This window comes from Buttiauxella sp. B2 (assembly GCF_006376615.1).
GTDB lineage: Bacteria > Pseudomonadota > Gammaproteobacteria > Enterobacterales > Enterobacteriaceae > Buttiauxella.
Genome location: NZ_VEXQ01000003.1, coordinates 144,524 through 156,342, shown reverse-complemented (window position 1 = coordinate 156,342; position 11,819 = coordinate 144,524). Strand labels below are relative to the sequence as shown.

Here is an 11,819-nt window from a genome sequence, read left to right as displayed (position 1 = left end):
GAACCGATTCAAACTCTAGCTAACAAAATGCAGAAAATCACCTGCCAATTTTATCCCACAATTTTCGCCAGCATTCTGGTGAGATCTTCGCGGCTCAATGGATGCCGGTCAGTCACGTAATGCAGCGTCATACCTTCGATAAATGCGTCCAGCGTTCGGGCGGTAATGGGGTCAAAGAAAGCCTCCAGCACTTGCTGGCTGCGGCACATCCAGTCCTGCATGATGATTTTTAGTTCAGGGTTACGATTGGCGTAGGCATAAAGTTGATACATTACTTGCAGATTATAAGACGTAGCAATTTTCTCTGCGCAAATCATATCAACGATTGCTTCGCAGGCCTCGTCGCGATTACGCGCGTGCTCCATACGGGTTCGATACTCCTCGGACATTTGATGCGCGAATTGCGTGAACGCCTCACTCAATAGTGATTCGATACCCTCGAAATAGTACGTCATCGAGCCTAACGAGACACCCGCCGCCTCGGCAATTTTACGGTGCGTGATATGGCTAATGCCATGTTCTACCAGCATATCCAGCGTGGCTTGTAAAATACGTCCACGTCTGTCGGGATCGTTGCGGCGTGGGGCTTTGATCATGTTTATCGCTCGGTAAAATCGGACTAAAAAGAGTTTACCAGGCAATATGTACAAATGTACACAAACTTGCTAGTGTAATTTCCATTCGTCGCCAACCGGTATTTCCATGTCTACCGCCATTAGTAATCGCAAAGCCACTCAACGTCGCACCTGGGCATTATTCGCCTTTTTCTTCCTTCCCGGTTTGGTCATGGCCTCATGGGCTACACGCACCCCTGCAATCCGAGATACGCTGAGTGTTTCGACTGCCGGTATGGGGATTGTGTTGTTTGGCCTGTCGATTGGATCAATGAGCGGCATCCTTTGCTCCGGCTGGCTGGTTAAGCGTTTTGGTACACGCAATATCATCCGTAGCGGCATGACATTAATGGTAACGGGCATGATGGTGATGGGCGTTGCGCTGTTCCTCTCATCCCCAATCTTGTTCGCCATTGGCCTGGCTATTTTGGGTGCGGGACTGGGTTCGGCTGAAGTTGCGATGAACGTAGAAGGTGCCATTGTTGAAGGATTGCTAAAGAAGACCGTGTTACCGATGATGCATGGTTTTTACAGCCTTGGAACACTGGCGGGTGCGGGTATTGGTATGAGTTTAACCGCCTTGAACGTGAGCGCATACGGACACCTGTTGGTGATTGGTCTGGTGGTTATCACGCCAATTGTTATTGCAATCAGCGCGATTCCACATGGAGTTGGAAAGAATAATGCAGATGCTGATGCCGACACCCCACTCGAATCTCACCCGCCCTTTTATAAAGATCTGCAATTGCTATTAATTGGCACCATTGTGCTGGCAATGGCCTTTGCTGAAGGCTCTGCGAACGACTGGCTACCCTTGCTGATGGTGGATGGCCATGGTTTTAGCCCGACATCAGGCTCAATGATTTATGTCGGTTTTACCCTGGGGATGACAGTTGGTCGCTTTACCGGTGGCTGGTTTATCGACCGTTATAGCCGTGTGTCGGTGGTTCGTGCCTGTGCGATGATGGGTATTTTAGGCATTGGCTTAATCATCTTTGTCGATAACACTTTTGTAGCCGGTATTTCCGTCATTTTATGGGGATTGGGTACCTCGCTCGGTTTCCCATTAACGATTTCTGCCGCAGGCGATACCGGACCTGATCCCGCAACTCGCGTCAGTGTCGTCGCAGCTTCTGGTTATATTGCATTCCTGGTGGGGCCGCCGCTGTTGGGCTTCCTCGGTGAACATTACGGCCTGCGTCTGGCCATGCTGGTAGTACTTGCATTGATGGTTGTCGCAGCGCTAGTTGCGAAAGCTGTCGCTAAACCTACAGACCCTGTTACCCACTTGCTTCAACGGAGAACTCGATGAGTGTGAAATTAATTGCCGTCGACATGGATGGTACGTTCCTGAACGATAAGAAAGAGTACAACCGCACGCGTTTTGCTGAGCTGTATGCGCAGATGAAGGAGCAAGAGATTCGTTTTGTGGTCGCCAGTGGCAATCAGTATTACCAGTTAATTTCATTTTTCCCGGAGATTGCCCACGAGATCTCATTCGTTGCGGATAACGGCGGTTGGGTGGTTAGCGAAGGTAAAGACATCTTTAACGGTGAGCTGACGAAACAGCAATTCAACACAGTTATCGACCACCTGCTAACGTTGCCTCATGCGGATATCATCGCCTGTGGGAAGCACAATGGTTATACCCTGAATAGTTATGACGATGCGTTTATAAAAATGGCGCGTACGTACTATCACCGTCTTGAGTTAGTCGATGACTTTTCAGGGCTCGACGACGTGTTCTTTAAGTTCGCGCTAAATCTGCCGGACAACTTGTTAGACGACACCATGTGTTCGCTGGAAGAAATACTCGAAGGCATTATGGTGCCGGTAACCAGTGGCCATGGCTCTATTGACCTGATTATTCCAGGCGTTCATAAAGCCAACGGTTTGCGGATTTTGCAGGAAAAATGGGGTATTGATGACAGCGAGGTCGTTACCTTTGGCGACGGTGGCAATGACATTGAAATGCTCCGTCAAGCCAAATTCGGTTTTGCGATGGCTAATGCGCCCGAAAAAATTAAGCAGATTGCGTCTTATCAGGCCGGGCATTGCAACCAGCAAGCCGTGCTGGATGTGATTGAAAAGGTACTGAAAAAAGAAGCGCCGTTTAACGAATGATGTCGTTGAGGGGCTGAAAAGCCCCTCTCGCTTTTTTAGTCTACAGCTTCTTCATAAGCAGCAACAAGCCGTAACCTACAGCCGCCGCCCACAACAACATCGGCAAAGAATAGTAGTGAAAACGTATCCAGATACGGCGATCGTTAGCCATGCGTAGTGCAATCAGGTTGGCAAGCGACCCTGGCAACAAACCGAAACCACCGATGTTCACCGCAAAAGCAAGTAACACGGAATCTGGAACGTAATTCAGCAGCAAAATGGTCGAGGGAACGTTACTGATCACTTGCGACAAACCGATTCCCAGTGCAAATAGCCCACCACTAGAAAGCTGGTTTATTCCCGCTAAAGCGTGTTGCAACACCGGAAGCTGGGTTATTAGATAGACGTCAATAAACATCACTATAAAGACCAGTAGTAAGCTCCAGTCGATACTTAACAACACGCGGCGCGCCAGCAGTAAAAAGCCCACGGCGACAACCGCTAGCCCCCAAACTTCCTGCTTCAATTCCAATGCAACAATAAAGACAACATAAAACGCCACGCAACTTAATACGAGGCGCGGCTGCCATTCGTGCCTTTTATCGTGAATTTGATAAATGAGTTTTTTCCTGGCAAAGCAGAACCAACAAAGCGCCAACAGGCTGATCATTATCGCCAACGCAGCAGGAGCCATCTGCCAGGTAAATTCGCCAAACGACAAGCCAGAACGTCCCCACAGCAAAATGTTCTGCGGATTGCCAATTGGCGTCAGCATTGAGCCTGCATTAACCGCCAATGCTTCAAATATGATCAATCGGTTAATGGGGATTGCACATAGTTTTTTAAGCGTAATAGTCAATGGCACGATAATAAACAGTGCAACATCGTTGGTCAGAAAGGTTGAAAGCAGCGCCGCAGCGCTGACTAAAAACATCGCAAGTGTTCGCTCGTTGGAAAAACGCTTCACCATGCGGCGACCTAACACGTCGAAATAACCGCTCAGCTCCACACCTTTGGTCAACATCATCAGCCCCGCAAGAGTAATGATGGTGTGCCAGTCGATGGCATGAACCCAGCGTTGCGGGTGAAAAGGTACAGCAAAACTCAGTACAACGCCTGCGAGGAGTAATAGATGAAGAAAACGATCGCGAACAAACGGACGAAGCAGGTTTTGCAGCATGACTACTTGAGTCCTCGTTGTTCGCTAAACAAGCGAAAAGCTTCAAGCGTCTCTTCACTAACGTGATGCTCAACACCTTCTGCGTCGATCCTTGCAGTTTCCGGGCTAATACCCAACGCGAGGAAAAAGTTTTCGACTATCTGATGACGCTCCCGGCTGATTTGCGCCAGTTTTTCACCTTCAGCAGTCAAAAACACGCCACGCCACGGAATTTGTTCGATTAACCCAACCGAGGCTAGTCGCTTTAACATTTTTGCAACCGTAGGTTGAGAAACTCCGAGGCGTGCCGCCATATCAACCTGGCGTACTTCCCCTACTTCACGAATCAAATCTGAAATCAGCTCAACATAGTCATCAATTAATTCGCGACGGTGCGCTTCCCGAACCTGTCGAAAGCCTTCTACATGCACTTCAACGTTTACCAACTGCGTCACTTTCTCTTTATTTTTTTGGCCAGGCGTACGGCTCATGATGCTTCCTCAATGCAGTGGCGCGGCATCGTCCAATGACGACATTTAGCCCATTGTAAACCAGCATCACGCAAGCACAAAAATTTAACGAATTAGCAATAGCTATACAATATAGCCTGTGCTATATCTGTATGTAATGCAGTCAGCCTTGAAAGGAATTAAGGGCAGAAAAAATAGACTGGAGGGTTGTATGAATGAATTTAAGAGGTGCATGAGCGTGTTTACACATACCCCGTTTCAGGTGCGGCTAATGCTGCTCAATATGTTATGTGAATGGGTTTCAGGGAAACCACAGCAGGGCGAAAAACCAAAGCCATAGGCAACCGCCCTGCCGTCTGCAAGTAAATTTACATATCAATAGATCCCGCGAATAGCTTCGTTTTCCGTGCTTTAACCTTACCATTTGTCGGATTTGCTACCTGCTTCGCAAAACACATTTCGCTTATCAGTTGATCTTCTTATCGTACCGCTCTATCTTCTTGCAGCCCTGTACATGAAGCGGCTCGCAGATGCGGTCCAAACTCCCTTCTTTTTCCGTCTGTCAGGCAGGTTCTTACCCTCGTCGCCAGGGTTTTCGCATGGCGTTTAGTTGATCTCGGTAAACATGAATTTAACGGTTAAAGATACCCTGACGATCCGCGCAATTGCGCTTAATCCGTGGACTGGTTTTTATTTCCTTCAGTCATTATTGATTAACTTCGCACTCGGTTATGAATTTAGCGTTCTGTATGCAGTGGCATTCAGTTGCGTATTACTGCTGCTTTGGCGCAGTGCACCAAAATTCCAGAAGGGATTGCTGGCTATCTGTAGCGTAATTGCAGCGATGTATTTCCCATTTGGCCAGGCTTATGGCGCACCAAACTTTAATACCCTACTTGCTCTGCATTCGACCAACTTTGAAGAATCCACGGAGATAATGACTATCTTCCCGTGGTACAGCTATTTGGTATCGGTATTTATTCTGGCGCTTGGTGTGATTGCCGTGCGCCGTAAAATCGCTCCAAAGAAAAGAACATGGTGCCATTTCGACAGCTTATGTCTGGTCGTCAGCATAGTTTGTTTCTTCGTCGCGCCGGTACAAAACCTGGCATACGGCGGAGTATTTAAAATCAAAGATTCCGGTTATCCGGTTTTCCGCTTTGTTAAAGATGTTATCGTTAACAACCAGGAAGTGATTGACGAGCAAACGCGTATGCAGGCTTTCGCACAAATGAAAGACACCTGGAATGTGCTGGCGGTGAAACCGAAATATCACACCTATGTAGTGGTGATTGGTGAAAGTGCACGACGCGACGCGCTGGGCGCATTTGGTGGCCACTGGGATAACACCCCTTTCGCAAGCCAGGTAAACGGCAATCTGTTTATGGATTATGTCGCCGCCAGTGGCTCCACGCAGAAGTCACTAGGCATGACACTCAACCGCGTCATTGACGGCAAACCGCAATACCAGGACAGCATTATTACGTTGGCAAACCGCGCAGGTTTCCAGACCTGGTGGTTCTCAAACCAGGGTCAAATTGGCGAGTACGACACAGCCATTGCCAGTATCGCCAAACGTGCCGATGAAGTGCATTTCCTGAAAAATGGTGATTTTGAAGCGGATAAGAATACGCGTGATGAAGCATTGTTGAAGATGACAGCACAGGTGTTTGCAACCCCGCGCACCACCCCACAATTAATTGTGCTGCATTTGATGGGTTCGCATCCGCAAGCTTGCGATCGTACTCAGGGTAAATATAAAGATTTTGTACAGTCGAAAGAGACGTCTTGTTATCTCTATAGCATGACGCAAACCGACGACCTGCTAAAGCAGCTTTACCAGCAGTTGCAAAACAGCGGCGAAACTTTCTCGTTAGTTTACTTCTCCGACCATGGACTGGCTTTCAAAGAGCGTGGCACAGATGTGCAATATCTGGCGCACGATGACGAGTACCAGCAAAACTTCCAGGTGCCGTTTATGGTGCTTTCAAGTGATGATAAAGAGCATCGCCAAATAAAAACGCGTCGTTCAGCGAATGATTTCCTGAATTTCTTCTCGGCATGGACAGGGATTAAAACCAAAGAGTTAACGCCGAAGTACAAGTTCATTTCTGAGCAAAACGCAGGGCCAACCTTCATCACAAACTTTAAGCTTAAGAAGGTGGACTATACTCATCTGCAGACGGATGTGTTCGAAACCCGTACGCGTTAACCTTATTGCCCTGATTAATTGGCGTTGTAGTGTCAAATAAGACGGGGAATTTCAGGTAAAAAAAATCCGCCACTTGGGCGGATTTTTATTTTCACTCGTTAAAGTGAAATTAGAAGCGGTAACCCACGCCTGCGATCCAGGTGCCAACATCAACGTTACGGATGCGGCTCTGCTCGTAGGAAACGTCAAGAGCAACGTTTTCGATTGGGTTAAACTGCATACCTGCGCCGTAAGAGAAACCGTAATCGCTGGTGTCAGCTTTAGCTGGGTAGTTAGTAGACTGGAATTTACCGTAACCCACACCAACTACACCGTAGATGCTTGCCCAATCGTTGATGCGGTAAGCAGGACCAGCAGTGATGCCGTAGTATTGTGATTTGTTATACTGACCAGCGTCACTGTTGTTTTTCTCGGTGTAAGTGAAAGAACCGATGTAACCCAGCGGGGTGTCGTTTTCATAACGGTACTTCAGGTTGAAACCGCCAGCTTTGTTGGCTTTGCCCTGCATATCGCTTTGTGCGTAGCCGCCAGTTACGGTGCTAGCTGCAGATGCGGTACCAACGGAAACGGCCAGAACACAAGCCAGTGCTGAAAGACATGCAATTTTTTTCATAATCCACCTCAAATGTGCTTCAAGTAACTTCTAAGCTTTTAATATATCAAATTTATGTATGAAACTCTGCGATATTTACGTTGTCTAATGATTTCTTTCATGTAACAGAACGTTTCCGTTACATTGTAGCCCCTTCAAATCACAGTCTTTTTATCAAAAAGTGCGACAATTATTCGCATGAACAGCCACATCGTCATCCAGATAATTCTTAAACTTATTTGGGCGAAAATTACGCAAAAACACGATTATGGTACTGCATCAGTTTATTATTTTTTTCAATGAATTCTCAACGAGCCATAACTTATTCATTTACACTGGGGTTACTTTTATTTTTTGACTGAAATCGACACTGACTTACAGGAAGCAGGATGCCGTTATCGCCACGCAAGACCCCCGTTTGGTTACCCATCGTCGTACTTTTGATTGCCATGACCTCCATTCAAAGTGGCGCATCGCTTGCAAAATCATTATTCCCGTTGGTCGGCGCACCAGGTGTGACCGCACTGCGTCTGGCTTTGGGTACGTTGATTCTGGTGGTCGTGTTTAAACCGTGGCGATTGCGCTTTAAAGCGGAGCAACGAATCCCTTTATTGATGTACGGACTCGCACTCGGAGGAATGAACTACCTCTTCTATTTATCTATTCAGACCGTACCTCTCGGGATTGCAGTAGCACTTGAGTTCACAGGCCCACTTGCCGTGGCTTTATTCTCATCGCGCCGTGCCGTGGATTTTGTCTGGGTGATTTTAGCGGTGCTGGGTTTGTGGTTCCTGTTGCCGCTAGGGCAGTCTATTTCAAGTGTTGATTTAGTTGGTGCTGCGTATGCGCTGGGAGCTGGGGCTTGCTGGGCAATTTACATCCTGTTTGGCCAAAAAGCAGGCGCCGACCACGGCCCGGCAACGGTGGCTTTCGGTTCACTCATTGCCGCAATTATTTTTGTGCCAATTGGCGCATGGCAGGCAGGTGAAGCCTTATGGCACTGGTCGCTTGTACCGCTAGGTCTTGGTGTGGCGATTTTGTCTACGGCACTGCCCTACTCGTTGGAAATGATCGCCCTTACTCGTTTACCGACACGTACTTTTGGCACGCTGATGAGTATGGAACCAGGGCTTGCGGCATTGTCTGGTATGTTGTTCCTCGGTGAGCATCTGACTCTGATACAGTGGCTGGCATTGCTATCCATTATTGCCGCGTCAGTGGGGTCAACGCTTACGCTCAAGAAAGAAACTCAGATTACCAGCGTCGATGTAAATTAAACCCCTCATTATTCACCGTGGTTTTTGTGACCACAGTGAATATTTACTGCCGTTCAATCACTTATATTCTGTAATATCACCACTAGAAAATAATAATTATTCCCATGAAACGCTCATGTTTTGTTTATTCCCGTTACGCCTCGCAACATTTAATTAAAAGTAATTTATTAACAATGAGTTACTAAAATCCATTCTGCCTCTGCTATTTATCTGATAGGTTTTACCTGCTCCATTGAGTCCTAAATCCGGTGCTATACTTATTCCCGGTAATTCATTGGATATAACATCACGAGGACGAAAGATTATGACTACCGCTAAACTGGTAAAAACCAAATCTACCAACCTGCTGTATACCCGTAACGATGTTGCAGACAGCGAAAAAAAAGCCACCATTGAGCTGTTAAATCGCCAGGTCATCCAGTTCATTGATTTGTCGTTGATTACCAAACAAGCGCACTGGAATATGCGTGGCGCAAACTTTATCGCCGTTCATGAAATGCTCGACGGCTTCCGCACAGCAGTGACCGATCACCTTGACACCATGGCAGAACGCGCCGTTCAACTCGGAGGCGTAGCTCTCGGTACAACACAGGTTATTAACAGTAAGACGCCCCTGAAAAGCTATCCGCTGGACATTCACACCGTTCAGGATCACCTGAAAGAATTAGCAGATCGTTACGCGATTGTGGCGAACGATGTTCGTAAGGCGATTAGTGAGGCGAAAGACGAAGATACCGCCGATATTCTTACTGCTGCCTCGCGCGATCTGGATAAATTCCTGTGGTTCATTGAGTCAAATATCGATTAATTGCTAGCAGATTGTTACTTCATCCTCCCGCCAGTGGGAGGATGAATGCACTGTTTTAGCGCATAAAATTGTTTAACCCTGCCGCATAAGTTGCTCATTTGTAATAATCACCTCACACAATCGTTAACAGATGATTGTTTTGCCGCCGCTATTTGCGGTAAAACTAGACTTCAACACTTCCTCTCACTTTACGCACCAAAAACGGGCACCATAACAGTGCATTGCAACTGGCTTGCAACCATTATTGTGCAATGTTACATATTCACATCCTTGCAAAAACAGTAGGTTGAAAACCTGGCATGATTCTTCCATGTTGCGGCTTACTGATGCAGGGGATTGCCCCATGGACAAACAAGGAAATGCTATGAAGTCGATTTTGAAAGTTTCACTGGCTGCACTGACCCTGGCTTTCGCGGTTTCTTCCCACGCCGCTGATAAGAAACTGGTCGTCGCGACCGACACCGCATTCGTTCCTTTTGAATTCAAACAAGGCGACAAATATGTCGGTTTTGATATCGATTTATGGGATGCCGTAGCAAAAGAACTCAAACTGGATTACACCCTCAAGCCAATGGATTTCAGCGGTATCATTCCTGCGCTGCAAACCAAAAACATTGACCTGGCGCTTGCGGGTATTACCATCACTGAAGAACGCAAAAAAGCTATCGAATTCTCTGACGGCTACTACAAAAGCGGCCTGCTGGTAATGGTTAAAGCTGATAACGACTCAGTAAAAAGCGTGAAAGATCTCGATGGTAAAGTTGTTGCAGTCAAGAGCGGCACCGGTTCTGTTGATTACGCGAAAGCCAACATCAAAACCAAAGACCTGCGTCAGTTCCCGAACATCGACAACGCATACATGGAACTGGGCACCAACCGTGCTGATGCTGTACTGCACGATACGCCAAACATCCTGTACTTCATCAAAACTGCAGGCCAGGGCAAGTTCAAAGCTGTAGGTGATTCTCTGGAAGCACAGCAATACGGTATCGCCTTCCCTAAAGGTAGCGATGACCTGCGCGTTAAAGTCAACGGTGCTCTGAAGACGTTGAAAGAGAACGGCAAGTACAACGAAATCTACAAAAAATGGTTCGGCACTGAACCAAAATAATAATTCTAAAGTTATTACGTAAGACCTCAGGGGCGGCTTTCGCCCCTGCTATTTTTGAACCACGGTATACAACAGGAACACATCATGGAGTTTGACTGGAGTGCCATTTGGCCTGCAATCCCGCTTTTGATTGAAGGCGCCAAAATGACTTTGCTGATTTCGGTCATCGGGTTATTTGGCGGTCTGATTATTGGTCTGGTAGCGGGTTTCGCCCGTACTTACGGCGGCTGGATTGCCAATCACATCGCATTAGTTTTTATTGAAGTCATTCGCGGTACGCCAATTGTCGTACAGGTAATGTTTATTTACTTCGCCTTACCCATGGCTATCCCTGACCTGCGCATCGATCCCTTCAGCGCAGCTGTCGTCACGATTATGATCAACTCCGGTGCCTACATTGCGGAAATCACCCGCGGTGCTGTGCTGTCGATTCATAAAGGTTTCCAGGAAGCAGGTCTGGCTCTCGGCTTGTCTAAGCGTGAAACTATTCGCCACGTGATTATGCCGTTGGCGCTGCGTCGCATGCTGCCACCATTGGGTAACCAGTGGATTATCAGCATCAAAGATACGTCGCTGTTTATCGTTATCGGTGTAGCTGAATTGACTCGTCAGGGGCAAGAAATCATTGCCGGAAACTTCCGTGCGCTGGAGATTTGGAGCGCCGTTGCGGTCTTCTATCTGATTATTACTTTGGTGCTGAGCTTCGTGCTACGTCGCCTTGAAAGAAGGATGAAAATCCTGTGATTGAATTTAAAAACGTTTCTAAGCACTTTGGCAAAACCCAGGTGCTGCACAATATCGACCTCGACATTAAACAGGGCGAAGTGGTGGTTATTATCGGGCCGTCAGGTTCCGGTAAATCCACACTGCTGCGTTGTATCAACAAACTTGAAGACATCACCAGCGGTGACCTGTTTGTTGATGGTCTGAAAGTTAACGACCCCAAAGTCGATGAGCGCCTGATTCGTCAGGAAGCAGGTATGGTGTTCCAACAGTTCTATCTGTTCCCGCATCTGACCGCGCTGGAAAACGTCGCTTTTGGTCCGACTCGTGTCCGTGGCTTGAAAAAAGACGCTGCCGATAAACTGGCTAAAGAGTTGTTAGCAAAAGTTGGTCTGGCAGAACGCGCTCATCACTATCCGTCGGAGCTTTCTGGCGGTCAGCAACAGCGTGTGGCGATCGCCCGTGCGCTGGCTGTTAAACCAAAAATGATGCTGTTTGATGAACCCACCTCAGCACTTGACCCAGAATTGCGCCATGAAGTTCTGAAGGTTATGCAGGACTTGGCTGAGGAAGGTATGACGATGGTTATCGTCACTCACGAAGTGGGATTTGCCGCCAAAGTCGCATCACGCCTGATATTCATTGATAAAGGTCGTATTGCTGAAGATGGTAATCCGCTTGAGCTGATTGAGAACCCGCCAAGTCAGCGTTTACAGGAATTCTTGCAGCACGTTTCTTAATAGTCCCCCT

13 protein-coding genes are annotated in these 11,819 nt (G+C 47.4%); 9 read left to right on the top strand and 4 right to left on the bottom strand.

Features of this window, described 5'->3' with window-relative positions:
• Window positions 1-50 precede the first annotated feature (50 nt).
• Window positions 51-596, bottom strand: a complete 546-nt coding sequence (locus FH968_RS05715) for a TetR/AcrR family transcriptional regulator (RefSeq protein WP_139878182.1) — start codon at window positions 594-596, stop codon at window positions 51-53.
• Window positions 597-702: 106 nt separating this feature from the next.
• On the opposite strand from FH968_RS05715, the gene FH968_RS05710 reads away from it, so the two are divergent.
• Both FH968_RS05710 and FH968_RS05705 read left to right on the top strand, forming a co-directional pair.
• On the top strand, window positions 703-1,926 hold the full coding sequence (locus FH968_RS05710; RefSeq protein WP_139878181.1) for an MFS transporter: 1,224 nt from the start codon (window positions 703-705) through the stop codon (window positions 1,924-1,926).
• Window positions 1,923-2,738, top strand: a complete 816-nt coding sequence (locus FH968_RS05705) for a Cof-type HAD-IIB family hydrolase (RefSeq protein WP_139878180.1) — start codon at window positions 1,923-1,925, stop codon at window positions 2,736-2,738. The genes FH968_RS05710 and FH968_RS05705 overlap by 4 nt, the downstream gene beginning before the upstream one ends.
• 40 nt (window positions 2,739-2,778) lie before the next feature.
• Here FH968_RS05705 and FH968_RS05700 read toward each other — a convergent pair whose 3' ends face one another.
• Both FH968_RS05700 and mntR read right to left on the bottom strand, forming a co-directional pair.
• On the bottom strand, window positions 2,779-3,897 hold the full coding sequence (locus FH968_RS05700) for an anion transporter (RefSeq protein WP_139878179.1): 1,119 nt from the start codon (window positions 3,895-3,897) through the stop codon (window positions 2,779-2,781).
• Window positions 3,898-3,899: 2 nt separating this feature from the next.
• Complete coding sequence (gene mntR / locus FH968_RS05695; RefSeq protein ID WP_139878178.1) at window positions 3,900-4,367, bottom strand: manganese-binding transcriptional regulator MntR; 468 nt, start codon at window positions 4,365-4,367, stop codon at window positions 3,900-3,902.
• A 190-nt stretch (window positions 4,368-4,557) separates the two neighbouring features.
• Here mntR and mntS point away from each other — a divergent pair, with 190 nt between their 5' ends.
• Both mntS and FH968_RS05685 read left to right on the top strand, forming a co-directional pair.
• Window positions 4,558-4,686 carry a manganase accumulation protein MntS gene (gene mntS / locus FH968_RS05690; RefSeq protein ID WP_139878177.1) on the top strand — a complete coding sequence of 43 codons (129 nt, stop codon included), beginning with the start codon at window positions 4,558-4,560 and terminating at the stop codon, window positions 4,684-4,686.
• 285 nt (window positions 4,687-4,971) lie between these two features.
• The gene (locus tag FH968_RS05685; protein ID WP_139878176.1) at window positions 4,972-6,558 is read left to right on the top strand and encodes a phosphoethanolamine transferase; all 1,587 of its coding nucleotides are present in this window, start codon (window positions 4,972-4,974) and stop codon (window positions 6,556-6,558) included.
• A 109-nt stretch (window positions 6,559-6,667) separates the two neighbouring features.
• On the opposite strand, the gene ompX is transcribed toward FH968_RS05685, so the two are convergent.
• The gene (gene ompX / locus FH968_RS05680; RefSeq protein WP_139878175.1) at window positions 6,668-7,171 is read right to left on the bottom strand and encodes an outer membrane protein OmpX; all 504 of its coding nucleotides are present in this window, start codon (window positions 7,169-7,171) and stop codon (window positions 6,668-6,670) included.
• Between the two features lie 368 nt (window positions 7,172-7,539).
• Here ompX and rhtA point away from each other — a divergent pair, with 368 nt between their 5' ends.
• The 5 genes from rhtA to glnQ all read left to right on the top strand — a co-directional run bounded on the left by rhtA (window position 7,540) and on the right by glnQ (window position 11,809).
• Window positions 7,540-8,427, top strand: a complete 888-nt coding sequence (gene rhtA, locus FH968_RS05675; RefSeq protein WP_139878174.1) for a threonine/homoserine exporter RhtA — start codon at window positions 7,540-7,542, stop codon at window positions 8,425-8,427.
• A gap of 304 nt (window positions 8,428-8,731) precedes the next feature.
• Window positions 8,732-9,235, top strand: coding sequence for a DNA starvation/stationary phase protection protein Dps (dps, locus tag FH968_RS05670; RefSeq protein ID WP_139878173.1), 504 nt, complete (start codon window positions 8,732-8,734; stop codon window positions 9,233-9,235).
• A gap of 364 nt (window positions 9,236-9,599) precedes the next feature.
• Window positions 9,600-10,346: a glutamine ABC transporter substrate-binding protein GlnH gene (gene glnH / locus FH968_RS05665; protein WP_034457213.1), complete on the top strand. Its 747-nt coding sequence runs from the start codon at window positions 9,600-9,602 to the stop codon at window positions 10,344-10,346.
• 84 nt (window positions 10,347-10,430) lie between these two features.
• Window positions 10,431-11,090: a glutamine ABC transporter permease GlnP gene (gene glnP / locus FH968_RS05660; protein WP_034456474.1), complete on the top strand. Its 660-nt coding sequence runs from the start codon at window positions 10,431-10,433 to the stop codon at window positions 11,088-11,090.
• Complete coding sequence (gene glnQ, locus FH968_RS05655) at window positions 11,087-11,809, top strand: glutamine ABC transporter ATP-binding protein GlnQ (RefSeq protein WP_139878172.1); 723 nt, start codon at window positions 11,087-11,089, stop codon at window positions 11,807-11,809. The genes glnP and glnQ overlap by 4 nt, the downstream gene beginning before the upstream one ends.
• The last annotated feature ends 10 nt before the right edge of the window (window positions 11,810-11,819 follow it).

Excerpts from the sequence above, each read along its gene's own strand:
- glnP (WP_034456474.1), top strand. The coding sequence starts at position 10,431 with ATGGAGTTTGACTGGAGTGCCATTTGGCCTGCAATCCCGCTTTTGATT.
- glnH (WP_034457213.1), top strand. The coding sequence starts at position 9,600 with ATGAAGTCGATTTTGAAAGTTTCACTGGCTGCACTGACCCTGGCTTTC.
- rhtA (WP_139878174.1), top strand. The coding sequence starts at position 7,540 with ATGCCGTTATCGCCACGCAAGACCCCCGTTTGGTTACCCATCGTCGTA.
- FH968_RS05700 (WP_139878179.1), bottom strand. The coding sequence starts at position 3,897 with ATGCTGCAAAACCTGCTTCGTCCGTTTGTTCGCGATCGTTTTCTTCAT.
- FH968_RS05715 (WP_139878182.1), bottom strand. The coding sequence starts at position 596 with ATGATCAAAGCCCCACGCCGCAACGATCCCGACAGACGTGGACGTATT.
- dps (WP_139878173.1), top strand. The coding sequence starts at position 8,732 with ATGACTACCGCTAAACTGGTAAAAACCAAATCTACCAACCTGCTGTAT.
- mntS (WP_139878177.1), top strand. The coding sequence starts at position 4,558 with ATGAATGAATTTAAGAGGTGCATGAGCGTGTTTACACATACCCCGTTT.
- mntR (WP_139878178.1), bottom strand. The coding sequence starts at position 4,367 with ATGAGCCGTACGCCTGGCCAAAAAAATAAAGAGAAAGTGACGCAGTTG.
- FH968_RS05705 (WP_139878180.1), top strand. The coding sequence starts at position 1,923 with ATGAGTGTGAAATTAATTGCCGTCGACATGGATGGTACGTTCCTGAAC.
- FH968_RS05685 (WP_139878176.1), top strand. The coding sequence starts at position 4,972 with ATGAATTTAACGGTTAAAGATACCCTGACGATCCGCGCAATTGCGCTT.
- FH968_RS05710 (WP_139878181.1), top strand. The coding sequence starts at position 703 with ATGTCTACCGCCATTAGTAATCGCAAAGCCACTCAACGTCGCACCTGG.
- ompX (WP_139878175.1), bottom strand. The coding sequence starts at position 7,171 with ATGAAAAAAATTGCATGTCTTTCAGCACTGGCTTGTGTTCTGGCCGTT.